The organism is Streptomyces sp. NPDC017676, assembly GCF_044329325.1.
Lineage (GTDB): Bacteria > Actinomycetota > Actinomycetes > Streptomycetales > Streptomycetaceae > Streptomyces.
On record NZ_JBIRJA010000007.1, the window covers coordinates 154,005 to 179,904 of the forward strand.

Here is a 25,900-nt window from a genome sequence, read left to right on the forward strand (position 1 = left end):
GCCCCGGCCGACGCCCGTGGAGACCGACCCGGCCCAGGCGGGCCCCGAGCCGTTCCCGCCGCCCCGGCCGACGCCCGTGGAGACCGGCCCGGCCCGGGCAGGCCCCGAGCCGTTCCCACGCGAACCGCCGCAGGCGCCGGCTCACCGCAACCCCGGCCCAGGCCCGGCCCAGGCGGGCCCAGGCCCGGCCCAGGCAGGCCCCGAGTCGTTCCCGCACGAGCCGCCGCACGCGCCGGCTCACCGCAACCCCGGCCCGCACCCCCGCCCCACCGACCTGGGACCACACCGCCGACTTCCCGGACCGCACCCGCGGAGCCCGGCCGGCCCAACACCTCGACGGGGTACGGCAGTACACACTTTCGGGTTCCGTTCGCCCGGCTTCCGGGACACAGGGCCCCCATCCGGTACAAGCTGGAACTCCACCCACACGCCGGAAGCCCCGGGCCCTCGATGCCCGCCGGACGTTCCCCTGCCCGGAGGAGAACCCATGAGCGCAGGAGAGCCCGCGAATCTGCCGCCCCTCGCCTCCGGCCCCACCGGCCCCGACACCCTGCGGCCCCTCCTCGACACCGTGCTCGACGCCCTCGCGGCCGGCCACGGCGAACGCGGCGGGCCGCTGCCCGCCGGCGGACCGGACGCCGTCGCCACGCGCGTGGCCGACGCCCTCGGGGACGTCCTGCCCGACACCGGCGACCCGGACGCCCTGCGCACCCTCGTGCACGCGCTCGCCGCGGGCTCCGCCGACCCCGCCGACCCACTGTGCGCGGCCCACCTGCACTGCCCGCCGCTCGCCGTGGCCACCGCCGCCGACCTCGCCGCCAGCGCCCTCAACCCCTCCCTGGACTCCTGGGACCAGGCCCCGGCCGCCTCCGCCCTCGAAGCCGCCGTCACCCGCACCCTCGCCCGCACGGCCGGGCTCGCCGACGCCCTCGTCACCACCGGAGGCACCGAGTCCAACCAGCTCGCCCTGCTGCTCGCCCGCGAGGCACACGGCGGCGTGCGCCTCGTGTGCGGCGCCAACGCCCACCACTCGCTGCCCCGCGCCGCCTGGCTGCTCGGCCTGCCCGACCCGGTCGTCATCCCCGCACCGGGCGGCACCCTCGACCCGGCCGCCCTCCACCAGACCCTCACCGCGCTCCCCGGCCCCCTGCTCGTCGCCGCCACCGCCGGCACCACCGACGCCGGCCTCATCGACCCGCTGCCCGAGATCGCCGGCCTGTGCACCGCGCACGGCGCCCGGCTGCACATCGACGCGGCCTACGGCGGCGGCCTGCTGTTCAGCGACCGGCACCGCGACAGACTCGCCGGCCTCGAAGCCGCCCACACCGTCACCCTCGACCTGCACAAACTCGGCTGGCAACCGGTCGCCGCCGGACTCCTCGCCGTCGCCCGCCCCCACGAACTCACCGCACTCCACCAGCGCGCCGACTACCTCAACGCCGACGACGACACCGAAGCAGGACTCCCCGACCTGCTCGGCCGCTCCCCGCGCACCAGCCGCCGCCCCGACATCCTGAAGATCGCCGTCACCCTGAAGACACTGGGCCGCAGCGGGCTAGGCGCCCTGGTCGACCAGGTCTGCGCCCGGGCCCGGGAGTTCGCCGCACTGATCCGCGAGCACCCCGGCTTCGAGCTCTACGACCGCCCCGTCATCAGCACCGTCCTGTTCCGGCCCGCCGAGGCCGACGACGACGCCGTCGCCGCCGTACGCCGACGACTGCTGCACGAGGGCCGGGCCGTCCTCGGCCGCGCCCGACTCGACGGCCGGCTCTGGCTCAAGGCCACCGTCCTCAACCCCCACACCCGGCCGGACGACCTGGCCCACCTGATCAAACTCGTCGAACTCGCCGAAAGAAGCCTCCCCGCATGACCCACCCCCCACGCCACGAACCCGCCTCCCCACGCGACCTGGTCGGCGTCGGCATCGGCCCCAGCAACCTCTCCCTCGCCGCGCTCGCCCAGCCGCTCGCCGAACTCGACGCCGTCTTCTACGAACAGCGCCCCGACTTCCACTGGCACCCCGGCCTGCTCGTCGACGGCGCCACCGTCCAAGTGCCCTTCCTCGCCGACCTGGTGACCCTCGCCGACCCCACCAGCCCCTGGAGCTTCCTCAACTACCTCAAGGCACGCGAGCGGCTCTTCCCCTTCTACTTCTCCGAGCACCTCCACATCCAACGCGCCGAGTACGACGCCTACGGCCGCTGGGTCGCCGGGCAACTGCCCGGACTGCGCTTCCGCCACCAGGTCGACGGCGTCCGCTGGAACTCGGAACGGGACGTGTTCGAGGTCGACTTCACCCAACTCGACACCGACGGCGAGACCGAGGCCCTCGGCCGGACCTACGCCCGCAACGTCGTCCTCGGCATCGGCACCGCCCCCTACGTACCCGACCCCCTCAGACCCCTGGTGGACGCGCCCGGCGTGCCCGTCGTCCACGCCGCCGACTACCTCGACCACCGCGACACCATCCTCGCCGCCGGGCACATCACCGTCGTCGGCTCCGGACAGTCCGGCGCCGAGGTCTTCCTCGACCTGCTCCGGCACCGCCCGGCCGGCCAGGAGAAACTGCACTGGATCGGCCGTACCGAGGCGTTCGCGCCCATGGAGTACTCCAAGCTCGGCCTCGAACACTTCACACCCGACTACACGCGCTACTTCCACGCCCTCGCCGAACCCGTCCGCGACCGGCTGGTCGCCGCCCAGTGGCAGCTCCACAAGGGCATCGACGCCGGCACCCTCGCCGCCATCCACGACGAGCTGTACCGGCGCACCCTGCACGGCGGCTGGCCCGACACCGTCCTCACCCCCGGCGTCCGCGTCCGCACCGCCGGCCGGATCGCCACCAGCAAGATCGAGCTGCACCTGGAGCACCTCCAGCAGGACAGCCGCTCCCGGCTCACCACCGACGCCGTCGTCCTCGCCACCGGCTACCGCGAACGCCCCCTTGACCGCATCCTCGCCGGACTCGACCCCTACATCCGCCGCGACAGCAGCGAACGCCCACGCATCGACGAGCAGTACCGCCTCGTGCTGGACCCCTCGGTCACCGGCTCCGTCCACGTCCAGAACGCCGAGCTGCACACGCACGGCGTCGGCGCCCCCGACCTCGGCCTCGCCGCCTGGCGCAGCGCCACCATCCTCAACTCGCTCACCGGGAAGGAGCCGTACCCGCTCCCGTCCCGGACCGCCTTCACCTCCTTCGGACTTCAGGAGCCCGCTGCCCGGGTGCCGCAGGGCAGGCAGCCGCAACGGCTCACCCCGCTCGTCGAGGGCAGGTGAACGCCGTCACGGGAGGGTGAGCGCGGTCCGCCCGGCCGTCGGCGACCGGCCGCCCCCCGACGGCGCCAGGGCAACGCCTGGCTGCTCGGCGACGCCCACCACCCCTTCGACGCGGTGGTGGGCGTCGCCGCCGTCGACCCGCTGCGACTCCAGAGGCCCTGCGGCCCTAGAACACCGGCTTGCCCTCGCGCACCAGCTTCCAGTCCACCGACGCGAAGTCCTTCGGGTCCAGGACACCCTTCGCGGTCACCCACTCGGCGATACGGGTGCGGATCTCCGTCGACTCCGACCACAGCTCCTTGGCCGTGGCGACGTGCGGGAAGGCACCGCCGCCGTTGGCCCGGTAGTTGTTCACGGCGAACACGAACTCCTGGGCGTCGTCCAGCGCCGCCCCGCCGAAGGTCAGGTTCTTGATCCGCGACCCGGCCGGCTGGGCGATGTCGATGTCGTACGACAGGCCCGAGACGTAGTCGTAGTTGTAGTCAGGGCGGCCACCGGCGTTGGTCAGCTTCTCCACGTCCACCGTGGCACCGGCGGCCGTCTGGACGTAGTACCCCGCCGAGTACTCCAGGTAGGCACGGACCTGCGCGCCCGTCAGCAGCTTCGCGACCAGCGTGTTGTCGTACACGTACAGGCTCGACAGGTCCCGGATGGTGACGTCGCCGGCCGGGATCTCGGAGGTCCGGGAGAACGGCGAAGCCTGGGCGATCACCGGCAGCGAGGCGTACGCCGTACCCGCGAGCGCGGCCTTGACCACGTCCTCCTGGACCTTGGTGATCAGGTCGATGATCGGGGCGTCCTTGTAGCGGGCCTCGACGGTCGTCAGGGTCTCGGTCGCCCGGCCCACGACCTGGTTGACGTACGCGACGACCTTCTTGTGCTCGTCGGTGAGCAGCTTGGTGATCTTCGGGTCGTCGGCGACGGTGTTGGAGTTGCGCAGCGAGGCGGAGACCGACTCGACCTCCCAGCGGCCCTTGCTGAACACCAGCTCGATGTCGAAGAGGGACAGCCGCTCGGCGAAGCACAGCGGCTCCGACAGCACGACCGTCTTCCCGGTCTTCTCGTTGACGACCTTCAGCTCCGGGATCTCCTGGTGGGCGTGCCCGACCAGGATCGCGTCGATGCCCGGCACCTGCTTCGCCACGTTCGCCGCCGCGTCCTCCACGTACGGCACCTGGTCGCCGTACGACGACGTGCCCGAGGTACCCGAGTGCGCCGAGACCACCACCACGTCCGCGCCCATCGACCTCAGCTTCGGCACCCACTTGGCCGCCTGCTCCTCCAGACCCGGGAACGCCAGCTTGCCCTGGACGTAGGCCTTGTCCCAGATCGCGATGCCCGGGTTGGTCAGACCGAGCACGGCGACCTTCACCGGCTTGGCGCCCGGCACGTGGAAGGTCTTCATGAAGTACGGCGGGAAGGCGGGCTTCAGCGTCTTCGCGTCCACCGCGTTGGCACCGAGCAGCGGGAAGTCGAGCTGGTCCTCGAACTTCCGCAGCGTCTCGATGCCGTAGTTGAACTCGTGGTTGCCGAGGGCCGCCGCGTCGTACCCGATCGCGTTCATCGCCTGCGCCATCGGGTGCACCGGGCCGCCCTTGGCGGTGATCGGGTCGACCTTGGCGTAGTAGTAGGTGAGCGGGGTGCCCTGGATGGTGTCACCGGCGTCCAGGAGCAGAGTGTTGCAGCGGCCCTTCTCCTCGCGCACCTGCTCGACCAGGGTGGAGATACGGGCCAGGCCCATCGCGTTGCCCGCCTTGTCGGCGTACTCGGCGTCCTTGAAGTAGTCCCAGTTGAAGACGTGCCCGTGCAGGTCGGTCGTGCCCATGACGGTCAGGGAGTACCGCTTCACGGGGTGTCCGGGCTTCCTCGCCTCCGAAGCCTCGGCCGCCGGAGCCGCCGCCGCGCCGGCGATCGCCACTCCCGCTCCGGTGGCGGCGGACTTCTTCAGGAACTTCCGGCGGTTCAACGGCATGTCTCGGTCTCCTTGGCGGTGGCACAAACGACGCGCGAGTACAACAACGCGCGTAGATTCTGACCTGAGCATGACTTACGACAACAGGTCCAGAAGGTTGCGATCTGATGACCATCGCTCATAGGAGCGGACCATCGCACAATTCAACACTTGTCAATAACCCTTTGCCGAAAGTCCGTTGACTGGTCATACGGCGCCAATTCTCTACCCGCCGGTAAGCCATAGGCTCGACTCATGCGCCGAGCAAAGATCGTTTGCACACTGGGGCCCGCCACCGACTCGTACGACCAGATCAAGGCACTGGTCGAGGCCGGAATGGACGTCGCCCGGTTCAACCTCAGCCACGGCACCCACGCCGAACACGAGGAGCGGTACCAGCGCGTCCGAAAGGCGGCCGACGAGACCGGCCGCAGCGTCGGAATCCTCGCCGACCTTCAGGGCCCGAAGATCCGGCTCGGCCGCTTCACCGAAGGACCCGTACTCCTTGAACGCGACGACACCTTCACCATCACCGTGGAGGAAGGAATCGACGGCGACCGCCACCGGTGCGGCACCACCCACGCCGGCCTCGCCACCGATGTCACCCCCGGCGAGCGCATCCTCGTGGACGACGGCAAGGTCACCCTGGAGGTCACCGACGTCGACGGCCCCCGCGTACACACCCGCGTGATCGAGGGCGGCGTCATCTCCGACCACAAGGGCCTGAACCTCCCCGGCGTGGCCGTCTCCGTCCCCGCCCTCTCCAAGAAGGACGAGGACGACCTGCGCTGGGCCCTGCGCACCGGCTTCGACGTCATCGCCCTCTCCTTCGTCCGCAACGGCGACGACGTCGTGGACGTGCACCGGATCATGGCCGACGAGGGCCGCCGCCTCCCCGTGATCGCCAAGATCGAGAAGCCGCAGGCCGTCGCCGACCTCGATGGCATCGTGGCCGCCTTCGACGGCCTGATGGTCGCCCGCGGCGACCTCGGCGTCGAGATGCCACTGGAACAGGTACCGATCGTCCAGAAGCGCGCCATCAAACTCGCCAAACGCAACGCCAAACCGGTGATCGTCGCCACCCAGATGCTCGACTCGATGATCGAGAACTCCCGGCCCACCCGCGCCGAGGCATCCGACGTCGCCAACGCGGTCCTCGACGGCACCGACGCGGTCATGCTCTCCGGCGAGACCAGCGTCGGCAAGTACCCCGTCGAGACCGTACGCACCATGGCGAAGATCGTCGAGGCGGCCGAGGAGGACATGCTGGCGGCGGGACTCCCGCCGCTGACCGAGCGGAACAAGCCGCGCACCCAGGGCGGCGCGGTCGCCCGGGCCGCCGCCGAGATGGGCGACTTCCTCGGCGCGAAGTTCCTGGTCGCGTTCACCCAGTCCGGGGACACCGCCCGCCGCCTCTCCCGCTACCGCTCCCCGATCCCCCTCCTGGCCTTCACGCCGGAGCCGGCCACCCGCTCCCAGCTCAGCCTCACCTGGGGCGCGGAGACCTTCCTCGGCCCGCACGTGGACTCCACGGACGCCATGGTCGACCAGGTGGACGAACTGCTCCTGAAGTACGGCCGCTGCCAGAAGGGCGACGTCGTCGTCATCACCGCCGGCTCCCCGCCCGGCGTCTCCGGCTCGACCAACATGGTCCGCGTCCACCACATCGGCGAGGACGACAGCCCGAAGTGACGACCGGGGCCCTCTCTCGGGGCCCTGGTCAGTGCTTGGGGCCGACGTGCGTCTCCATGAGGGCGACGGAGGCTTTACGGGCTATGGAGACGGTCACGGCCGCGCGGCTCTGGTTGAGCGTCTTCCACTCGACACCGACATCGTCCAGGGAGTCGGTGAAGAGGCGGACGATGTCGGCCGAGGTGTTGGTGAAGAAGTAGCGCGGATACTCGTACCGCTTGCGCTCACCGCCGACGAGCCGGGTCGTCCAGTTGGTGATACGGCAGCCGTCCGAGTGGATGAGACCCCGGATGAACTCCCACGGGTGCGCGCCGACGATGGCTTGCTGCCAGGCTTCCAGAACGATCGGACGCTCGTGCTTCTTACCGGGGCCGTGCTGGGGGAAGAGGCAGTGCAGGTGCTTCGAGTAGACCTTCACATTGCTGCAGCCGGTCCTGCGGACCCGGCAGACCCTGTTGTCCGGGAAGACCGTGCGCATCGCTGTCTCACAGGCGTCCATGAGACCCGGCCACGCCTCAGTGCAGCTGATCATGAGGTTGGGGACGCGGTGCTGTGAGTAGTGGCTGATGTGCCCGTCGCCGAGGTACAGCCCGAGCAGGTAGCTGTACGCAGCCTCGTCCAGTTCCCGTCCGTGGCAACGCGGGCAGGGCGGATCGTGGCGACCCGGGCATTCACCCCGCTTCGCCCGGTCCAGGTGCTTCCAGTAGCCGACCGTCCCCACGGGGACGTTCAGCTCGCGGGCCACGTCGGCGTTCTTCGCACCGCCACGCAGGAGCGTGAGCGCCCTTTGTCGCACGTCTGTGCCATGAATGTTCATGCGACCACTCTGGGTCACCGGAGAGGACCGTGTGCAGCAAAAAGTGGAGGACCACGCGAACGTGGTCCTCCATTTCCATTCCTGGTGCCCGGTGTGGGATTCGAACCCACATGCCCAAAGGGCACGGCATTTTGAGTGCCGCGAGTCTGACCAGTTCCTCCAACCGGGCAAGCTGGGGAGCCCTGGGAAGTGTACCGGTTCACCGCGCGTCCCCGCAGCTAGGTACCCTGCTGGGAGCAGAGCCCCTGCCCCGTACCAAGGAGCCTCAGTGACCGCCCCCGAGTCGCCCCAGCCCGCAGACGCGCCCGACGACGACAAGTCGCACGTGCCTCCGCTGACGACCCGTGTCGTCATCGCCGAGGACGAGGCCCTGATCCGGCTCGACCTCAAAGAGATGCTGGAGGAGGAGGGGTACACCGTCGTCGGCGAGGCCGGGGACGGTGAGCAGGCCGTCGAGCTGGCCCGCGAGCACAAGCCGGACCTGGTCATCCTGGACGTGAAGATGCCCAAGCTGGACGGCATCTCCGCGGCCGAGAAGATCGCCGGTGAGTCCATCGCGCCGGTCCTGATGCTCACCGCCTTCTCGCAGCGCGACCTCGTCGAGCGCGCCCGGGACGCCGGTGCCATGGCCTACCTGGTCAAGCCGTTCAGCAAGAGCGACGTCGTCCCGGCGATCGAGATGGCCGTCTCCCGGTTCACCGAGCTGAAGCAGCTGGAGCAGGAGGTCGCCGACCTCACCCAGCGGCTGGAGACCCGCAAGCTGGTCGACCGCGCGAAGTCCATCCTCCAGACCGAGTACGGCCTGACCGAGCCGGCCGCGTTCCGCTGGATCCAGAAGACGTCCATGGACCGTCGTATGTCGATGCAGCAGGTCGCGGAGGCGGTCATCGCGGACAACGAGGAGAAGAAGGCGGCCAAGAAGGACTGAGCCCGTCCGGCAGGACAGAGGCCCGCGCCCCGGAGAAGGGGGCGCGGGCCTCTGCCGTACACGGAGGGTCAGTCCTCGCCGAGGTAGGCCTTCCGGACGGACTCGTCGTGCAGCAGGTCCTGTCCGGTGCCGGACAGGACGATGTTGCCGACCTCCATGACGTGTCCCTGGTCGGCGAGGGAGAGGGCCGCCTGGGCGTTCTGCTCGACGAGCAGGATGGTGGTGCCCTGGGCCTTCAGCTCGGCGATCGTCGCCATGATCTTCTGCATCATGATCGGCGACAGGCCCATCGACGGCTCGTCCAGCATGAGCAGCTTGGGCTGGGACATCAGTGCCCTGCCCATGGCGAGCATCTGCTGTTCACCGCCGGAGAGGGTGCCCGCGGCCTGCTTGCGCCGCTCCCCGAGGATGGGGAAGAGGTCGTAGGCGCGCTGGATGTCCTTCTCGATGCCGGGCTTGTCGTTGCGCAGGAAGGCGCCGAGGCGGAGGTTGTCCTCGATGCTCATGCGGGGGAAGATGTGCCGGCCCTCGGGGGAGTGGGCGAGGCCCAGGGAGACCACCTGGTGGGCGGGGATCTTCTTCAGCGACCTGCCGTTGAACCTGATCTGTCCGCCGACGGGCTTGAGCAGTCCGGACAGGGTGCGCAGGGTGGTGGTCTTGCCGGCGCCGTTGGTGCCGATGAGGGTGACGACCTGACCGGCCTCGACCTTGAAGGAGATGCCCTTGACGGCTTCGATCTTGCCGTAGGCGACCCTCAGGTCCTCGACTTCGAGCAGTGCGGTCATCGGTCGTTCTCCTTGCCGGGCGCGGCGTCGGTCGTGGTGTCGGCGCGTGCGCCGGTGGCCTCGGCCGTGGTCCCGGCGTGTGCCTCGGCGGCTTCGACCTCGGCCACCTCCTCGGCGCCGGGTGCGTCCTCGAAGGGTTCGCCGAGGTAGGCCGCGACGACGCGTTCGTCGCCCTGGACGGTGGCGCTGTCGCCTTCGATGAGCTTTTCGCCCTGGACGAGGACGGCGACGCGGTCGCACAGGTTGAAGATGAAGCGCATGTCGTGCTCGATGACGAGGACGGCGATGCCCATGTCGCGGATGGCGAAGACGAGTTCCTCGGTGGCCCGGGTCTCCTGCGGGTTCATGCCGGCGGTGGGCTCGTCGAGGAGGAGCAGGCCGGGCTCGCTGGCGAGGGCGCGGGCGATCTCCAGTTTGCGCTGTTCGCCGTAGGGGAGGTTGCGGGCGAGGTGTTCGGCCTTGTGGTCGAGGCCGACGAACGCCAGCAGTTCCATGGCCCGGTCCTTGGAGGCCTTTTCGGCCTTGTGGAAGCCGGGGCCGCGCAGGACGGCGGACCAGAAGCCTTCTTTGGTGCGGGTGTGGCGGCCGACGAGGACGTTCTCCAGGACCGTCATGTTGGCGAACAGGCGGATGTTCTGGAAGGTGCGTGCGATGCCGGCGGCGGTGACCTTGAAGGACTTGGGTGGCAGGATGTCGCCCTTGTAGCGGACTTCGCCCTCGGTGGGGACGTACAGGCCGGTGAGGCAGTTGAAGAAGGTGGTCTTTCCGGCGCCGTTGGGGCCGATGAGGCCGACGATCTCGCCTGCGTTGACGGTGAGGTCGACGCCGCGTACGGCGGTGAGGCCGCCGAAGCGCATGGTGACGCCGCGGGCGTCGAGGACGGTCTCGCCGGGCGTGGTGGCGCCGGGGGTGGTGTCCTTGGTGGTGGTGTCGGTGGTCATGGTGGTCAGGCCCCCGCCTTCGTCAGGAGGGTGGGTGCTTCCGCCTCTTCGTGGAATTCGAGCTGGCGGCGCCGGTTGGGGATGAGGCCCTCGGGGCGGAACCGCATCAGCAGGATGAGTGCGAGACCGAAGGCGAAGAGCTGGTAGTCACCGAGGAACTGGAGTTTGTTCGGGATGAGGAAGAGCAGGGCGGCGCCGATCAGGGGGCCGCTGATGGTGCCCATGCCGCCGAGGACGACCGCGGCGAGCAGGAAGGCGGAGTTGGGCGGGATGGGGCCGGCGAAGAGGTACTGCTCGGGGGTCACGGTGTAGGTGACGTGGGCCTGGACGGTGCCGGCGAGTCCGGCGAGGGAGGCGCCGACGGCGAAGGCGATGAGCTTGACGCGGAAGCCGTTGATGCCCATGGCGAGGGCGGCGGTCTCGTCCTCGCGGATGGCGACCCAGGCGCGTCCGATGCGGGAGTTGCCGCTGCGGCGGAAGACCAGCACCACGACGGCGGTGATGATCAGCATCAGGAAGAAGTAGTTGGCGAACCGGCCGATGGTGAAGCCGCCCATGTCGTGCTGTGCGCCGAAGTCGAAGCCGAGGACGTCGAGGTTGGGGATGGAGGCGACGCCGTTGGAGCCGTTGGTGAGGTCGGGTCCCGAGGTGCCGTCGAGGTTGTTGGCCGTGATGCGGAAGATCTCGCCGAAGCCGAGGGTGACGATGGCGAGGTAGTCGCCGCGCAGGCGCAGGGTGGGGGCGCCGATGAGGACGCCGAACACCAGGGAGGCGGCGGCGCCGATGAGGACGGCGGCCCAGAAGGGGAAGTGGACGTGGAAGGGTGAGTTGGGGGAGCCGGAGACCAGGGCTGCCGCGTAGGCGCCGACGCCGAGGAAGGCGACGTATCCGAGGTCGAGGAGGCCGGCGAGGCCGACGACGATGTTCAGGCCGAGGGCGACGGTGGCGAAGATGAGGATGTAGACGCCGAGGGTGGCGTACTGGTCGTTGGTCTGGGTGAAGGGGAACAGCGCCGCTGCGACGAAGGCGCCGCAGATGGTGATGTTGGTGTGCCGGGAGGCGATCTGCGAGGCGTGGGTGATCAGGCCGGCCTTGTTGAAGGCGGCGAAGCCGAAGCCCGCGGTGATGAGGAAGCCGATGAACTGCTCGTCGTACTCGGTGCCGATGCCGTAGGTGAAGACGACCAGGCCGAGGGCGAGCATCGCGACGATGATCAGGATCTCGGCGTACGACGGCAGGGTGGCGACGGGTCGGGGCGCGTCGGCGGCGAAGACCGCCTTGGTGGTCTCCCACTTGTGGGCGGCGCCGTGCTTGAACTTCTCCCAGCCGGTGTCGTCGGGGTCGATCGGCTCGGGTTCGGGCCGCTGGAAGGGCAGGGCGAGGGCGCCGGCCAGGGCGGCGAGGCTGCCGATGGCGACGAGGAAGCCGCCGGGTTCCAGGTTGACGAGTCCGCCGAGGTCGACGGTGATGGCGAGGACGGTGTACCAGCTGGTGGCGAAGGTGGCGAGGGTGGCGAACCGCAGGGCGGCGTCGGGGCCGGCGGGTGCCAGCCAGGCCAGGCCGCGGATGCCGTAGGAGGCGAGTGCGAAGAGGGTGGCGAGGAGTGCGCCGATGAGGACGAGGACCTGGAGGCCGCCCGGGTAGCCGTAGACGGTGAGGTCGCCGGGGAAGTCGGCGGTCCAGGTCCAGGCGAGGAAGGTGGAGACGATCGTCAGCGCGCTGCCGCCGAGGGCGAGGGCGCGGGCGGCCTTCTCGGGCAGGGGCAGCAGGCCGGTGGGGGTGTCGGCCTTGCGGGCGCTGGGTGCGTCGGGTGCGGTGGTCTGTGTGGTCATCGGTCTCACGCCCTGTCCGCGACGCGCTCGCCGAGCAGGCCCTGTGGCCTGAACAGCAGTACGAGGATGAGGAGTACGAAGGCCCAGACGTCGGCCCAGGACTGGCTGCCGAACTTGTCCATGCCCGGGATGTCGGCGATGTAGGCGGTGGCCAGGGTCTCGGCGACGCCGAGGACCACGCCGCCGATCATGGCTCCGTAGATGTTGCCGATGCCGCCGAGGACGGCCGCGGTGAAGGCCTTGAGGCCGAGGATGAAGCCCATGCGGAAGTCGATCTGGCCGTACTTGAGGCCGTAGGCGACGCCGCCGATGGCGGCGAAGGCGGCGCCGAGGGCGAAGGCGACCACGATGATGCGGTCGGTGTCGATGCCCATGAGCTTGGCGGTGTCGGGGTCTTGGGCGGTGGCCTGCATGCCGCGTCCGGTGCGGGTCCTCATGACGAAGTAGGCGAGGACGGCCATGCTGATGGGGGCCGCGATGATGAGGAAGACGTCGCCGGTCTGGATGGTGACACTGCCGAGGTGGAAGGGGCCTCCGTTGATCTGCGGGAAGGTGCGGGCGGATTTGGCCTCGGGGTACCAGGCCCAGACGGCCTGCTGCAGGGCTAGGGAGAGGCCGATGGCCGTGATGAGAGGGGCCAGGCGGGGGGCGTTGCGCAGAGGCCGGTAGGCGAACCGCTCCGCTCCCACGGCCACAAGCACGGCGACCAGGACGGCGCCGATGAGCATCAGTGGCAGGGCGACCCACATGGAGGTGCCGCCGGGCAGGATGTACGCGTAGACCGTGAGGGCGCCGAACGCTCCGGTCATGAAGATCTCGCCGTGGGCGAAGTTGATGAGCTGGACGATGCCATAGACCATCGTGTAGCCGATGGCGACCAGCCCGTACATGGATCCGAGTAGCAGGCCGTTGACCAGCTGCTGCGGCAGTTCGTTCACCGCATGTCCTCCGAGACGTTCGGAAAAGCTCGACGTGTGTGTCCGGATGCGAGTCCGCGCGGGGCGCCAGTGGAACAGCGCCCCGCGCGGCTCGTGAGGATGGTGCGGGCGTGGTCAGCCGGTGAAAGTACCGGACTTGACTGCCGTGAAGGCACCGTTCTTGACGGCGTACACGGTGAGCTGCTTGTTGGTGGCGTCACCGAACTCGTCGAAGGAGACCTTGCCGGTCACACCGTCGAACGAGACGTTCTGCATGGCGGCGGTGACCTTTGCGCGGGCGTCGGAGGGCAGCTTGCCGCCGTTGTCGTCGACGACCTTCTTCACGGCCTCGATGATTGCCCAGGCGGAGTCGTAGGAGTAGCCGCCGTAGGCGGAGTACTCGTCCTTGTAGCCGGCGGCCTTGTAGTCGGAGACGAACTGCTTGGCGGAGGGCAGCGACTCGACGGGGGCGCCGACCGAGGTGGCGAGGTCGCCGGTGGCCTCGGGGCCGGCCAGCTTGCCGTAGGTGGCGTCGTTGATGCCGTCGCCGCCGACGAGCGGGATCTTGGCTCCGGCGGCCTTGATCTGCTTGCTGAGCGGGCCCGCCTGCGGGTACTCGCCGCCGTAGTAGACGACGTCCGCACCCGAGTTCTTCACCTTGGTGGCAACGGCGGAGAAGTCCGTGGTGTCGGGGTTGATGTGCTCGGTGCCGACGACCTTGCCGCCGAGCTTCTTGAACTCCTCGGTGAAGGTGCCGGCGAGGCCCGCGCCGTAGGTCTTCTTGTCGTCGATGACGAAGACCTTCTTCTTCTTGGCGGTGTTGAAGACGTACTGGGCGGCGAACGGGCCCTGGATGGCGTCCGTGGTCGCGGTGCGGAAGTACGACTTGTAGGGGCGCACCTTCTTGGTCTGCCAGTCCGCGCCCTGGGTGAGGGCCGGGCCGGTGTTGGCCGGGGAGACCTCGACGAGCTTGGCGTCGTCGAAGACCTTCTGCATCGACTCGGCGACGGAGGAGTTCAGCGGGCCGACGACGCCGAGGACGTTGCTGTCGGCGACGAGCTTGGTGGCGTTCTGCTGGCCCTGGGACGGCTGCTTCTGGTCGTCGAGGGCTTCGATCTTGAAGGTGATGCCCTTGACGTAGTTCTGCTTGTTGGCGTTCCTCACAGCGAGGTCCGCCGAGTTCTTGATCCCGAGGCCCATGGCGGACAGGTCGCCGGTCAGGGGGGCGTCGACGCCGATGACGACGGTGCTGCCGCCGTTGTCGGAGTCGGATCCCTTGTCGCCGCTGTCGCGCGAGCCGCAGGCGGTGAGGGTGAGCGCTCCCGCCGCCAGCGCGGCGGTGATGGCGATAAGCGAACGTTGACGCACGATCAGTCCTTTCCCCAGGCACAACCGCCTCCCCGTGGAAGCGGCCGAGTCGCGCGCCGCGCTGAATTGGACAATCCGAAGGCGCGGTGACTGGCCGTGACTCTAAGCGTGTGTGGGGAACGTGGAGGAGTGTCTGACCGAGGCTGTGACGCTCTTGTTATGACACGACGTAATGCAGAGCGGTACTTGGTGGGGTGGAAGGTGGAATTCAGGTGGATTCGCACCGTCCGCATTGTGAGAACCCGCAGGACCCGCCTTGATCCATCCAGGTGTCTCGGCCGTTTTGGTGATTACCGAACTTTGTTGCTGCAGGCTACTTGCAGGGCGTGTGAGAGGTCCTGTGCGTAACGGGGGCCCAGGATGTAGCTCTGTACCTGTATTGCGCGCGTATTACGCAGAGTTACATCCAGGAAAGGGAGCCCGGCGTTCTGGGGGGCTTTTTCGCATTCCGTCACGTGCATCGTGATCGTGACCGTGCGGGCGGAACCCGACCTTGTTCGAAACGGAGCAGTAGGTTCCGTTTTCACGGACAGCCCCGCGTACGGCTGGGTCACCCGGGTCACGGTGACCGGCGGCCCCGAGGCCACGCTCAGCAGCACGGCGAAGCTGAAGCTGCGCGGCGGGGCACCCGCGGGAGGGGTCCGGCCGTCGAGGTAGGTCAGGTCCACCACCTGGGCGGGATAGGGCACTTGCGCCCGCCTCTCGGCCGGGTGCGGGGGCGGCTGCTGCGGCCGGGTGGCGTACAGATAGCCGCCGCCCGCCAGGGCGACGGCCGCGGCGGCGAGGGCGACGGTGATCCGCCGGTGGCGGGTGTACCAGGCGGTCAGGGTCGCGCGTGTCCGGCCGGGTGGACGCGTCTCCGCCGGCCGTCGGCCGTCCCACGCGCGCGTGCCCTCGCCGGGCTCCAGCGGACCGATGCCGCTCATGTCCAGGGACCTCCGCTCGGGGTCCCGTGACGGTAGCGCGCGGCACACGCCGCGCGGTCCTGACGGTCCATCAATCGCCAGGCGGCATCTGCGCGTTGGCGCTGCCGCACGGAACGTCCCGCCGCCACGACGTCCATGAGGATCCGGTACTGCCCGTGGGACAGGCCCATCGACTGGTAGTCGCCGTAGGTGCCGTCGGTGAGCGTCCTGCGGGCCCCGTAGCTGACGAGCCTGGTGCGCAGGTCGGCGTCCGAGGTCGGCTGCGCCGAGGCCGGAGCCGAGGTCGTGGCCGGGGCCGTGACCAGGGCCGTGGTCGGTGCGGGGGAGGGAGCGGAGCCGTCCGGTCCGGTGCAGCCCGTCGTGCACAGCAACGCCGGCAACGCCAGCCCCAGCACCAGGAACCTCACCCCCGGCCGGGGGCCTCCTCGCCGTCCCATGTGCCGAAGCTAGAGGGAGGGAGGGCGAGGGGCAACGGTCCGGCGCAGGCCGGTGGAAGCGGGGCTCAGCTCGCGGCGGACTCCGTGGGCGCACCGTCGCCCGGCCGGACGTCGCGCAGCAGGCAGGTCAGCCGGGCGGTGCAGACGCGGCGGCCCTCCTCGTCGCTGATCACGATCTCGTACGTCGCCGTCGACCGCCCCCGGTGCACCGGCGTGGCCACGCCCGTCACCAGGCCGGAGCGGACCCCGCGGTGGTGCGTGCAGTTCAGGTCCACGCCGACCGCGATCTTCGAGGCGCCGCCGTGCAGCATGGAGCCGACCGAGCCCAGGGTCTCCGCCAGCACCGCGGAGGCGCCGCCGTGCAGCAGGCCGTACGGCTGGGTGTTGCCCTCCACCGGCATGGTCCCGACGACCTTGTCCGCCGATGCCTCCAGGATCTGCACGCCCATCCGCGTGCCCAGATGTCCGGCCGAGAACAGGGCGGGCAGGTCCACGCCGAGCGCCGTGTACTCGTCGAGGACCTCCTGCGGGAACTTCACGTGCTGCTGCTCACCCATGGGCCGGCTCCGTTCGTCGTCCACCTGTCTGCTCGCTGAGCAAACGCTCAGTCGGTCGCCGATTGTTCCAGACGGCTCCCGGCGGCGCCGGTGTGGTCCTCCAGCCGTACGACGACGGACTTGCTGGCCGGGGTGTTGCTGGTGTCGGCGGTGGCGTCCAACGGCACCAGCACGTTCGTCTCCGGGTAGTACGCGGCCGCGCAGCCCCGGGCCGTCGGGTACAGCACGACCCGGAAACCGGGCGCCCGCCGCTCCACCCCGTCCCGCCACTCGCTCACCAGATCGACGTACGACCCCTCGCTGATCCCGAGCGACCGGGCGTCCTCGGGGTGCACCAGCACCACCCGGCGCCCGCCCGTGATGCCCCGGTACCGGTCGTCCAGGCCGTAGATCGTGGTGTTGTACTGGTCGTGCGAGCGCAGGGTCTGCAGCAGCAGCCGGCCCTCGGGCAGCGCCGGGTACTCCACCGGCGCGGCCGTGAAGTTCGCCTTGCCCGTGGCGGTCGGGAAGCGCCGCTCGTCGCGCGGGGCGTGCGGCAGCGCGAAGCCGCCGGGCCGGGACACGCGCGCGTTGAAGTCTTCGAAACCGGGGATCACGCGCGCGATGCGGTCACGGACGGTCGCGTAGTCCTTCGCGAACTCCTCCCACGGCACGACGCTGCGCTCGCCGAGCACCCGGCGCGCGAGACCGCAGACGATGGCCGGCTCGGACCGCAGGTGCGGGCTCGCGGGCCTCAGGCGCCCGCGCGAGGCGTGCACCATGCCCATGGAGTCCTCGACCGTCACGAACTGCTCGCCGCTGTCCTGCACATCGCGCTCGGTCCGGCCCAGCGTGGGCAGGATCAGTGCCCGCGCGCCCGTGACCACGTGCGAGCGGTTCAGCTTGGTCGACACGTGCACGGTCAGCCGCGCGCGGCGCATCGCGGCCTCGGTGACCTCCGTGTCGGGCGAGGCGGAGACGAAGTTGCCGCCCATGGCGAAGAACACCTTCGCCTCGCCGTCGCGCAGCGCGCGGATGGCCCGTACGACGTCGAAGCCGTGCTCGCGCGGCGGCGCGAACCCGAACTCCTTCTCCAGGGCGTCCAGGAAGGCCGGCGCGGGCCGTTCGAAGATGCCCATGGTGCGGTCGCCCTGGACGTTGCTGTGCCCGCGCACCGGGCACACACCCGCACCCGGGCGGCCGATGTTGCCGCGCAGCAGCAGGAAGTTGACCACCTCGCGGATGGTCGGGACCGCGTGCTTGTGCTGGGTGAGGCCCATGGCCCAGCAGACGATGGTCCGCTTCGAGGCGAGGACCATGCCGAGGGCCCGCTCGATCTCCGCGCGCGTGAGGCCGGTCGCGGTCAGCGTCTCGTCCCAGTCGGCGGCGCGCGCGGCCTTCGCGAACTCCTCGAAGCCGTGGGTGTGTTCGCGGACGAACTCCTCGTCGACCGCGCCCTCCGTCTCCAGGATCAGCTTGTTCAGGAGCCGGAAGAGGGCCTGGTCACCGCCGATGCGGATCTGCAGGAACAGGTCGGTGAGGGCGGCGCCCCTGAGGAGACCCTGCGGGGTCTGGGGGTTCTTGAAGCGCTCCAGGCCCGCCTCGGGCAGCGGATTGACGCTGATGACCTTCGCGCCGTTCGCCTTGGCCTTCTCCAGCGCGGAGAGCATGCGCGGATGGTTCGTGCCCGGGTTCTGGCCCGCGACGATGATCAGGTCGGCCTTGTACAGGTCCTCCAGCAGGACGCTGCCCTTGCCGATGCCGATCGTCTCGCTGAGCGCCGACCCGGACGACTCGTGGCACATGTTCGAGCAGTCCGGCAGGTTGTTCGTGCCCAGCTCGCGCGCGAAGAGCTGGTACAGGAACGCGGCCTCGTTGCTGGTGCGGCCGGAGGTGTAGAAGACGGCCTCGTCCGGGGAGCCGAGGGCGGCGATCTCCTCGGCGACGATGTCGAAGGCCCGCTCCCAGGAGACCGGCTCGTAGTGCGTGCCGCCCTCGGGGAGGTACATGGGGTGCGTGAGGCGGCCCTGCTGGCCCAGCCAGTAGCCGCTGCGGCCGGACAGGTCCGCGACGGAGTGCGCGGCGAAGAACTCGGGCGTGACCCGGCGCAGGGTGGCCTCCTCGGCCACCGCCTTGGCGCCGTTCTCGCAGAACTCCGCCGTGTGCCGGTGGTCCGGCTCCGGCCAGGCGCAGCCCGGGCAGTCGAAGCCGTCCTTCTGGTTCACGCGCAGCAGCGTCAGCGCGGTGCGCTTCACGCCCATCTGCTGCTGCGCGATGCGCAGCGTGTGCCCGATGGCCGGCAGCCCCGCCGCCGCGTGCCGGGGCTCCGCGACCTGCGGTGCGTCCTGGACCGGATCACCCTTGGGCGGCTTCGTCGCCATCGCACGCTCCCCTTCGACTGCATGTGAGAAGTACCTCGACGATCCTCCCACGGCCCGCTGACAACGGTGCCGGGCGGCTCGGGCGGGAGGCGGCAGCTTTGCTTGCGGTGCCGGGCGGTCCGGGCGGGAGGCGGCAGCTTTGCTTGCGGTGCCGGGCGGTCCGGGCGGGAGGTGGCAGCTTTGCTTGCGGTGCCGGGCGGCTCGGGCGGGAAGTGGCCGCTTTGCTTGCGGTGCCGGGCGGTCCGGGCGGGAGGTGGCAGCATCGCTTGCGCCGGACCTGACGGACGCGGCGCGCCCGCTGCGCAGCACCTTCCACGGCTCACGCCGGCTCCGCGGCGTCCGTCGCGCGGGATCGTCGCCGTGGGCGACCGGGAGGCGACCGGCTGTGGCCGCGCTGGAACCGCCCGGCCCGCGCTGTCAGTGGCTCGTGGCAGGATCGGGGACGTGGCAGAGACAGCATCGAAGCAGACCGACAAGACCCCCGGCGCCGTCCGTCCCCGGCTGATGCTCATGGACGGGCACTCGCTGGCCTACCGCGCGTTCTTCGCGCTGCCCGCGGAGAACTTCACGACCGCGACCGGCCAGCCGACGAACGCGATCTACGGCTTCGCGTCGATGCTGGCCAACACCCTGCGTGACGAGGCGCCCACGCACTTCGCGGTGGCCTTCGACGTCTCCCGCAAGACCTGGCGCTCCGAGCGGTTCACCGAGTACAAGGCGAACCGCTCCAAGACCCCGGACGAGTTCAAGGGCCAGGTCGAGCTGATCGGCGAGCTGCTCGACGCGATGCACGCGCACCGCTTCGCCGTCGAGGGCTACGAGGCGGACGACATCATCGCCACCCTCGCCACCCAGGCCGAGGCCGAGGGTTTCGAGGTGCTGATCGTCACGGGCGACCGCGACTCCTTCCAGCTCGTCACCGAGAACACCACCGTGCTCTACCCGACCAAGGGCGTCTCGGAGCTGACCCGCTTCACCCCGGAGAAGGTTTTCGAGAAGTACGGATTGACGCCCGCCCAGTACCCGGACTTCGCGGCCCTGCGCGGCGACCCCTCCGACAACCTCCCCGGCATCCCCGGCGTCGGCGAGAAGACCGCCGCCAAGTGGATCAACCAGTTCGGCTCCTTCGCCGAGCTCGTCGAGCGGGTCGAGGAGGTCAAGGGCAAGGCCGGGCAGAACCTCCGCGACCACCTGGAGTCCGTCAAGCTCAACCGCGTCCTCACCGAGCTGGAGCGCCAGGTGGAGCTGCCGAAGGCGGTCGCCGACCTGGAGCGGGCCCCGTACGACCGCAAGGCCGTCGCGATGGTCCTGGACACCCTGGAGATCCGCAACCCGTCGCTGCGCGAGCGGCTCTTCGCCGTCGACCCCGGCACGGAGGAGGCCGAGGTCACGCCGGTCAGCACCGACGGCGTCGAGATCGACGGCACGATCCTGCGCACCGGCGAGCTGGCCCCCTGGCTCGCCGAGCACGGCGCCGGCCCCCTGGGCGTCGCCACCGTCGACACCTGGGCGCTGGGCGCCGGCTCGGTCGCCGAGGTCGCCCTCGCCGCGGCCGGGGGAGCGGCGGCCTGGTTCGACCCGTCCGAGCTGGACGAGGCCGACGAGAACGCCTTCGCCGCCTGGCTGGCGGACGGGGCCCGCCCCAAGGTGTTCCACGACGCCAAGGGCGCCATGCGGGTCTTCGCCGAGCACGGCTGGAGCGTCGAGGGCGTGCGCATGGACACCGCGCTCGCCGCCTACCTGGTCAAGCCCGGCCGCCGCTCCTTCGACCTGGACGCGCTGTCGATGGAGTACCTGCACCGCGAGCTGGCCCCCGCCGCGACGGCCGACGGCCAGCTCGCCTTCGGTGCGGACGAGGGCGCCGAGGCCGAGGCCCTGATGGTCCAGGCCCGTGCCGTCCTGGACCTCGGCACGGCCTTCGAGGGCCGCCTGGAGGAGGTCGGCGCCGCCGACCTGCTCCGTGACATGGAGCTGCCCACCTCGGCGCTGCTCGCCCGCATGGAGCGCCACGGCATCGCGGCGGACCGGGCGCACCTCGAAGCGATGGAGCAGATGTTCGCGGGCGCCGTGCAGCAGGCCGTGAAGGAGGCGCACGCGGCGGCCGGCCACGAGTTCAACCTGGGCTCGCCCAAGCAGCTCCAGGAGGTCCTCTTCGGCGAGCTGGCCCTGCCGAAGACGAAGAAGACCAAGACCGGCTACACCACGGACGCCGACGCCCTGGCCTGGCTGGCCACCCAGACCGACAACGAACTGCCGGTGATCATGCTCCGGCACCGGGAGCAGGCGAAGCTCCGCGTCACCGTCGAGGGTCTGATCAAGACCATCGCGGGGGACGGCCGTATCCACACCACCTTCAACCAGACGGTGGCCGCGACCGGGCGTCTGTCCTCCACCGACCCCAACCTCCAGAACATCCCCGTCCGCACGGACGAGGGCCGGGCGATCCGCCGGGGCTTCGTGGTCGGTGAGGGCTTCGAGTCCCTGATGACCGCGGACTACAGCCAGATCGAGCTGCGCGTCATGGCCCACCTCTCCGAGGACGCGGGCCTGATCCAGGCGTTCACCTCCGGTGAGGACCTGCACACCACCGCCGCCTCCCAGGTGTTCGGCGTCGAGCCCGGCGCGGTCGACGCGGAGATGCGCCGCAAGATCAAGGCGATGTCGTACGGCCTCGCGTACGGCCTGTCCGCGTTCGGCCTCTCCCAGCAGCTGAACATCGAGGCGGCCGAGGCCCGTGCCCTGATGGACGCCTACTTCGAGCGCTTCGGCGGGGTGCGGGACTATCTGCGCCGGGCGGTCGACGAGGCCCGGGCGACGGGCTACACCGCGACGCTCTTCGGGCGCCGCCGCTACCTGCCCGACCTCAACAGCGACAACCGCCAGCGCCGCGAGGCGGCCGAGCGCATGGCCCTCAACGCGCCCATCCAGGGCACGGCGGCGGACATCGTGAAGATCGCCATGCTCAAGGTGGACAGCGCACTGCGGGAGGCGGACCTCAAGTCCCGCATGCTCCTCCAGGTCCACGACGAGATCGTGCTGGAGATCGCCCCGGGCGAGCGGGCGGCGGCGGAGGAGATCGTCCGCCGCGAAATGGCGGGCGCCGTACAGCTCCGCGCCCCGCTGGACGTCTCGGTGGGCGTGGGCCCGGACTGGGAATCGGCGGCCCACTAGCGGGCGGCGCGTGGGGGGGGGTGACCCAGGGGGCGGGCGTCGCGGCCAAGCCCGAATCGACAGCTCCGCCGCAACGGCGCCCCCCCCGCGCCGCGGCTCCGAGGCGCCCCCACGTCGCGGCCCGGCAGTCTCGGCCTGCGCGGCCCGGCGACGCCCCCACGTCGCGGCCCGGCAGTCTCTCCCTCTACCGGTCCGATGGCCCCTCTACGCGGCCCGGTGGCGTCCCCTCTATGCGTCCCGGCGGCCCCCCACGACGCGGCCCGGCGATCATCCCCCACGCCGCGGCTCCGAGGCGCCCCCCACGCCGCGGCCCCGATGCCGCGGGCTCGGCAGTCTCCCCCCTACGCGGCCCGATGGCCCCCTCTGCGCGGCCCGGCGGCCCCCCACGACGCGGCCCGGCGATCACACCCACAACCCGGCCCAGCGGCGCCGCCCCCACCGCCCCGACTGCCTCGCCCCCTCCCCTCAACGACCCACCCGGGCTCGGAAACCCGGCGATCCCCCAGAGGGATCCGTCACAACCCGAACGGACCCCGCCAGAACGCCCCCCACCCCCCGCAGCCGCAACACTGCGGGCATGGGTATACGCATGCTTCACCGCCGGACGCCCGAGGCATCAGCCGGGGTCTGGGCGGACACCGCCTCGACGCAGGCCGTGCCCGCCGCGCCGGTGCCGGCCCTCGCGGCCGACGCAAGCACCGCCCGCATCCCGGCCGACCTGGCCACGACCGTCCGCAACCTCCCCAAGGACCTCCGGCGCAGGGTCACCGGCCGCGCGGCCCGCACCCCGGACTGGAGTCAGTGGGCCGACCTGGCCCGCGGCTATGCCGCCCTCGTCCTCACCCTGATCCCGAGATCACGCCCCCGGCCCACGCTCACGGTCTTCGTCGCGTCCGTCACCGAGAGACCGGCCGCCCCCGGCCCGCACCGACCACCCCACCGGGATCCCCTGGACCCCCGGGACCGGCGGCCGGACGCCAGACCCTGACGCCGACCGCGTACAGCAGCAGCCCCAGGACCAGCCCGGCGCCCACCCCGAAGCACAGGGTGGGCACCAGCTCCCACGGCCCCGCGGCCGTGCCCCGCCGCTCCCACCACCGCGCCGTCCGCTGCACCGCCGCGGCCAGCGCGCAACCGCCGATCACCGCGAGCGCCACGCACCGGTCCCGCACCGACAGCACCGGCACCCCCGCCGGCACCCCGTCCGGGGCCCGCCGCAGCGCGCGTACCACGAACACGGCGATCACCACGGCCGCCACGGCCGACGAGCCGTACTGCAGCCAGGTGAACAGCGGTACGCCCGCCGGACGGTCCCGCCCGATGGCCGGCACCAGCCGCGTGCCCCACCGGTCGTGGTGCGTGAACGCGTCCCACACCACATGGGTGAGCGCGCCGAGCACCGCGGAGGCGTACCATCGCCCCACCGAAGCGGCCCGTACCCGCGCGCGGGGCGCACCGCAGCGCAGCAGCGCGGCCGGCCGGCCCTGCCGGGCCCGTGGCAGCAGCGCGAGCAACGGCTCCCGCACCAGCAGCCACAGCCCCGTCAGGACCCAGGCGATGAGGACGTCGACCGTGACGACGCCGGCGAACGCGTGCGTGACCGCGCCGAACTCCATTCCGCCCGGCAGGACGCCGGCCCCGTAGTAGGGCATGTCGGGCGAGAAGGAGCCCGCGACGAGCACCGTCGGCACCAGTGGGCCCCGGCCGCTCCCGTCCCGTCGGATCGCGGGCAGCACGGCCGCCGCATGGCTGAGCGTGAACGGCAACAGAGCCCCCCGGAGCGGTCGGCGACCCGGAACGCGGCGCCGATATCAGGTCGGTCCAGTATGCGGGACCGCCGCCCGAGGCACGCACGGGCAACGACAGTTGGCCAACCGGTGAAATCCGGGCGCGAACCGCTGCAGGTTCCCAGCAAGTTGTCGTAGGGTCACCTGCGTCGCCGTGCGGGCGCACGGCCCTACACCCGTCGCACGGAGGGAAAGGCGGAACAGGCGCAACCACAGCACCGGGTCAACCGTCACACCAGAGCGAGGCAGGCAGAAGGAGACGGACGCACGGGCGTCCATGGGAGGGGTTCACTCTATGGCGGCGCATTTCGGCAGGCGGCTGCGCAAGGGAGCGGCGACCACCGCCGTGGCCGCGGCGGCGGTCGCGGCTCTCTCCGCGTCCCAGGCTCCGGGAGTGACCAGCGAGGACGGCGGCAGACAGGCGACGGCCGGCGCCAGCGCCCCCACCACGGACGGGGCCGCCGACGGCAACGCCACCGGCAACTCGCCGTACTACACGGACCTGCCGCCCCTGAAGAGCCCCAACCCCAGCCCCTCGCCGAGCGCCGGCACCCCCGTCTCGCGCGGGGACGCCGAGGCCGGCATCCCGGCGACGGTCCTCGACGCCTACAAGAAGGCCGAGGCGGAACTGCGCTCCACCAAGCCCGGCTGCAACCTGCCCTGGCAACTGCTCGCCGCCATCGGCAAGGTGGAGTCGGGGCACGCCCGCGGCGGCCGGGTCGACGCCGACGGCACCACCGTGGGCCGGATCCTGGGCCCGCAGCTCGACGGCAACGGCTTCGCGCTCATCCCGGACACCGACGACGGCGCGTACGACGGCAACAGCACCTACGACCAGGCCGTCGGCCCCATGCAGTTCATCCCGTCCACCTGGGCCTGGGCGGGCCGTGACGGCAACGGGGACGGCAAGAAGGACCCCAACAACGTCTACGACGCCGCCCTCGCCGCGGGCCACTATCTGTGCCGCAACGACTGGGACATGGCCACCGAGAGCGGCCTGCACAGCGCGATCCTCAGCTACAACAACTCGCAGGACTACCTCAACCTGGTCCTGAACTGGCTGGAGTACTACCGCAAGGGCAGCCACTCCGTCCCCGACGGCACCGGCGGCATCCCCGAGCACCGCAGCGACGACGACTCCGGCGGTACGCACTCCCCGAAGCCCTCGGACCCGCCGAGGACCGAGCCGGACCCGGAGCCCCACAAGCCCGGCAACGGTGGGAGCGACCACAGCGGGGACGAGAACTCCGGCCCCAAGCCGACACCGCCCGCGCCGCCGACACCCGCCCCGCCGACACCGCCCACTCCGCCGACGCCGCCCGCCCCGCCGACGGACCCGCAGACGCCCACCGACCTGGTGGACCACCTGGTGGGCGTGGGCACCGGAAAGCTCAGCGCCATGGCCGGTGACGCCTTCGCCGAGCCGGTCAGCGTCCGCGCCGAGACCAAGGTCGGCAAGTCCGTCGCCAAGATCAGGATCCGGTTCACCATCAGCGGTGACACCGACGCCACCTTCGCCGGCGGCGAGACCGTGGCCACGGTCGCCACCGACGCCAAGGGCATCGCGCTCGCCCCGGCGCTCCAGGCCGGCGAGAAGACCGGCGACTTCAAGGTCACCGCCGCCGTCGTGGGCCGCCCGGTCAAGGGCGTCGATTTCGCGGCGACCGTCACCGCGCGCGCCGCCGACACTCTGGCCCGCACCGGCGACACCCCGCTGAGCTGCACGCCGGGCGGCGAGTTCGCCGACCAGGTCCAGGTGAAGGCGACGTACAAGGGCGCCGTCGCGGACAAGGTCGCGGCCACCGCCACCCTGGTCAAGTCGGCGGACGACGCCACGGAGAACGACAAGGGTCCCTACTTCAAGGACGCCGACGGCAAGGCCGTGCGCACCCTCACCGGACTCCAGACGGACGACAAGGGCCTGCTCACGCTGCCGAAGCTGTACGCCGACGACACCACCGGCACGTTCCTGCTCCGCATCACCACCACGGGCGGCGCCACGCTCACGGTCGAACTGAAGGTCGCCGCCGACTCCCCGGCGAGCCCGGACCCGAGCGCGTCCGCCTCCTGACGCACCCCCGCCCACAGGGCGCCCGACCCGCTCCGACGGGCGGGCGCCCTTCTTCGTGCGTGCGGTTCTTGCCTCGACCCC

At 71.0% G+C, this 25,900-nt stretch carries 19 protein-coding genes and 1 tRNA gene; 7 read left to right on the top strand and 13 right to left on the bottom strand.

The features are described 5' to 3' along the window. Positions 1-487 precede the first annotated feature (487 nt). Positions 488-1,870: a pyridoxal phosphate-dependent decarboxylase family protein gene (locus ACH4LD_RS16995; protein ID WP_398056874.1), complete on the top strand. Its 1,383-nt coding sequence runs from the start codon at positions 488-490 to the stop codon at positions 1,868-1,870. Next, entirely contained in the window at positions 1,867-3,279 is a 1,413-nt protein-coding gene (locus tag ACH4LD_RS17000; protein WP_398056875.1) for a lysine N(6)-hydroxylase/L-ornithine N(5)-oxygenase family protein, read from the top strand. The genes ACH4LD_RS16995 and ACH4LD_RS17000 overlap by 4 nt, the downstream gene beginning before the upstream one ends. Before the next feature lie 166 nt (positions 3,280-3,445). Here the strand turns inward: ACH4LD_RS17000 and ACH4LD_RS17005 are convergent, their stop codons facing one another. Further along, the gene (locus ACH4LD_RS17005; RefSeq protein WP_398056876.1) at positions 3,446-5,251 is read right to left on the bottom strand and encodes a bifunctional metallophosphatase/5'-nucleotidase; all 1,806 of its coding nucleotides are present in this window, start codon (positions 5,249-5,251) and stop codon (positions 3,446-3,448) included. A gap of 234 nt (positions 5,252-5,485) precedes the next feature. Between ACH4LD_RS17005 and pyk the strand changes: the two genes are divergently transcribed. After that, positions 5,486-6,922 (top strand): pyruvate kinase, encoded by a 1,437-nt coding sequence (gene pyk / locus ACH4LD_RS17010; protein WP_398056877.1) that lies wholly within the window; start codon positions 5,486-5,488, stop codon positions 6,920-6,922. A gap of 28 nt (positions 6,923-6,950) precedes the next feature. Here pyk and ACH4LD_RS17015 read toward each other — a convergent pair whose 3' ends face one another. Beyond that, on the bottom strand, positions 6,951-7,739 hold the full coding sequence (locus ACH4LD_RS17015) for a helix-turn-helix domain-containing protein (RefSeq protein WP_398056878.1): 789 nt from the start codon (positions 7,737-7,739) through the stop codon (positions 6,951-6,953). A gap of 82 nt (positions 7,740-7,821) precedes the next feature. Continuing rightward, positions 7,822-7,908, bottom strand: a tRNA-Leu gene (locus tag ACH4LD_RS17020). Between the two features lie 99 nt (positions 7,909-8,007). Between ACH4LD_RS17020 and ACH4LD_RS17025 the strand changes: the two genes are divergently transcribed. Then, complete coding sequence (locus tag ACH4LD_RS17025) at positions 8,008-8,667, top strand: ANTAR domain-containing response regulator (RefSeq protein WP_398056879.1); 660 nt, start codon at positions 8,008-8,010, stop codon at positions 8,665-8,667. Between the two features lie 68 nt (positions 8,668-8,735). Here ACH4LD_RS17025 and ACH4LD_RS17030 read toward each other — a convergent pair whose 3' ends face one another. The 9 genes from ACH4LD_RS17030 to ACH4LD_RS17070 all read right to left on the bottom strand — a co-directional run bounded on the left by ACH4LD_RS17030 (position 8,736) and on the right by ACH4LD_RS17070 (position 18,790). Next, positions 8,736-9,452 carry an ABC transporter ATP-binding protein gene (locus ACH4LD_RS17030; protein ID WP_014672089.1) on the bottom strand — a complete coding sequence of 239 codons (717 nt, stop codon included), beginning with the start codon at positions 9,450-9,452 and terminating at the stop codon, positions 8,736-8,738. Beyond that, positions 9,449-10,393, bottom strand: a complete 945-nt coding sequence (locus ACH4LD_RS17035) for an ABC transporter ATP-binding protein (RefSeq protein WP_398056880.1) — start codon at positions 10,391-10,393, stop codon at positions 9,449-9,451. Before ACH4LD_RS17035 ends, ACH4LD_RS17030 begins: the two co-directional genes overlap by 4 nt. Before the next feature lie 5 nt (positions 10,394-10,398). After that, on the bottom strand, positions 10,399-12,225 hold the full coding sequence (locus ACH4LD_RS17040) for a branched-chain amino acid ABC transporter permease (RefSeq protein WP_398056881.1): 1,827 nt from the start codon (positions 12,223-12,225) through the stop codon (positions 10,399-10,401). Positions 12,226-12,230: 5 nt separating this feature from the next. Further along, the gene (locus tag ACH4LD_RS17045) at positions 12,231-13,163 is read right to left on the bottom strand and encodes a branched-chain amino acid ABC transporter permease (protein ID WP_398056882.1); all 933 of its coding nucleotides are present in this window, start codon (positions 13,161-13,163) and stop codon (positions 12,231-12,233) included. 114 nt (positions 13,164-13,277) lie between these two features. Further along, entirely contained in the window at positions 13,278-14,510 is a 1,233-nt protein-coding gene (locus ACH4LD_RS17050; protein ID WP_398056883.1) for a branched-chain amino acid ABC transporter substrate-binding protein, read from the bottom strand. Positions 14,511-14,800: 290 nt separating this feature from the next. Then, entirely contained in the window at positions 14,801-15,436 is a 636-nt protein-coding gene (locus ACH4LD_RS17055) for a Tat pathway signal sequence domain protein (RefSeq protein WP_398056884.1), read from the bottom strand. Continuing rightward, positions 15,433-15,873 (bottom strand): hypothetical protein, encoded by a 441-nt coding sequence (locus ACH4LD_RS17060; RefSeq protein ID WP_398056885.1) that lies wholly within the window; start codon positions 15,871-15,873, stop codon positions 15,433-15,435. Before ACH4LD_RS17060 ends, ACH4LD_RS17055 begins: the two co-directional genes overlap by 4 nt. Before the next feature lie 65 nt (positions 15,874-15,938). Next, complete coding sequence (locus ACH4LD_RS17065; protein ID WP_398056886.1) at positions 15,939-16,430, bottom strand: hotdog fold thioesterase; 492 nt, start codon at positions 16,428-16,430, stop codon at positions 15,939-15,941. Positions 16,431-16,477: 47 nt separating this feature from the next. After that, positions 16,478-18,790 carry an FdhF/YdeP family oxidoreductase gene (locus ACH4LD_RS17070; RefSeq protein ID WP_398056887.1) on the bottom strand — a complete coding sequence of 771 codons (2,313 nt, stop codon included), beginning with the start codon at positions 18,788-18,790 and terminating at the stop codon, positions 16,478-16,480. Between the two features lie 444 nt (positions 18,791-19,234). Between ACH4LD_RS17070 and polA the strand changes: the two genes are divergently transcribed. Both polA and ACH4LD_RS17080 read left to right on the top strand, forming a co-directional pair. After that, on the top strand, positions 19,235-21,961 hold the full coding sequence (gene polA / locus ACH4LD_RS17075; RefSeq protein ID WP_398056888.1) for a DNA polymerase I: 2,727 nt from the start codon (positions 19,235-19,237) through the stop codon (positions 21,959-21,961). Positions 21,962-22,538: 577 nt separating this feature from the next. Further along, positions 22,539-22,949, top strand: coding sequence for a hypothetical protein (locus ACH4LD_RS17080; RefSeq protein ID WP_398056889.1), 411 nt, complete (start codon positions 22,539-22,541; stop codon positions 22,947-22,949). Here the strand turns inward: ACH4LD_RS17080 and ACH4LD_RS17085 are convergent. Continuing rightward, a complete protein-coding gene (locus ACH4LD_RS17085; protein ID WP_398056890.1) occupies positions 22,858-23,727 on the bottom strand; it encodes a DUF4184 family protein in 870 nt (289 codons plus the stop codon). The genes ACH4LD_RS17080 and ACH4LD_RS17085 overlap by 92 nt on opposite strands. A 316-nt stretch (positions 23,728-24,043) precedes the next feature. On the opposite strand from ACH4LD_RS17085, the gene ACH4LD_RS17090 reads away from it, so the two are divergent. Then, positions 24,044-25,819: a lytic transglycosylase domain-containing protein gene (locus tag ACH4LD_RS17090; protein WP_398056891.1), complete on the top strand. Its 1,776-nt coding sequence runs from the start codon at positions 24,044-24,046 to the stop codon at positions 25,817-25,819. Positions 25,820-25,900 lie beyond the last annotated feature (81 nt).

What these genes read in the sequence shown, in the direction of transcription:
- ACH4LD_RS17090 (WP_398056891.1), top strand. Translation starts at nt 24,044, where the DNA reads ATGGCGGCGCATTTCGGCAGGCGGCTGCGCAAGGGAGCGGCGACCACC.
- ACH4LD_RS17040 (WP_398056881.1), bottom strand. Translation starts at nt 12,225, where the DNA reads ATGACCACACAGACCACCGCACCCGACGCACCCAGCGCCCGCAAGGCC.
- ACH4LD_RS17055 (WP_398056884.1), bottom strand. Translation starts at nt 15,436, where the DNA reads ATGAGCGGCATCGGTCCGCTGGAGCCCGGCGAGGGCACGCGCGCGTGG.
- ACH4LD_RS16995 (WP_398056874.1), top strand. Translation starts at nt 488, where the DNA reads ATGAGCGCAGGAGAGCCCGCGAATCTGCCGCCCCTCGCCTCCGGCCCC.
- ACH4LD_RS17060 (WP_398056885.1), bottom strand. Translation starts at nt 15,873, where the DNA reads ATGGGACGGCGAGGAGGCCCCCGGCCGGGGGTGAGGTTCCTGGTGCTG.
- ACH4LD_RS17070 (WP_398056887.1), bottom strand. Translation starts at nt 18,790, where the DNA reads ATGGCGACGAAGCCGCCCAAGGGTGATCCGGTCCAGGACGCACCGCAG.
- ACH4LD_RS17015 (WP_398056878.1), bottom strand. Translation starts at nt 7,739, where the DNA reads ATGAACATTCATGGCACAGACGTGCGACAAAGGGCGCTCACGCTCCTG.
- ACH4LD_RS17080 (WP_398056889.1), top strand. Translation starts at nt 22,539, where the DNA reads ATGGGTATACGCATGCTTCACCGCCGGACGCCCGAGGCATCAGCCGGG.
- pyk (WP_398056877.1), top strand. Translation starts at nt 5,486, where the DNA reads ATGCGCCGAGCAAAGATCGTTTGCACACTGGGGCCCGCCACCGACTCG.
- ACH4LD_RS17035 (WP_398056880.1), bottom strand. Translation starts at nt 10,393, where the DNA reads ATGACCACCGACACCACCACCAAGGACACCACCCCCGGCGCCACCACG.
- ACH4LD_RS17065 (WP_398056886.1), bottom strand. Translation starts at nt 16,430, where the DNA reads ATGGGTGAGCAGCAGCACGTGAAGTTCCCGCAGGAGGTCCTCGACGAG.
- ACH4LD_RS17030 (WP_014672089.1), bottom strand. Translation starts at nt 9,452, where the DNA reads ATGACCGCACTGCTCGAAGTCGAGGACCTGAGGGTCGCCTACGGCAAG.
- ACH4LD_RS17005 (WP_398056876.1), bottom strand. Translation starts at nt 5,251, where the DNA reads ATGCCGTTGAACCGCCGGAAGTTCCTGAAGAAGTCCGCCGCCACCGGA.
- ACH4LD_RS17000 (WP_398056875.1), top strand. Translation starts at nt 1,867, where the DNA reads ATGACCCACCCCCCACGCCACGAACCCGCCTCCCCACGCGACCTGGTC.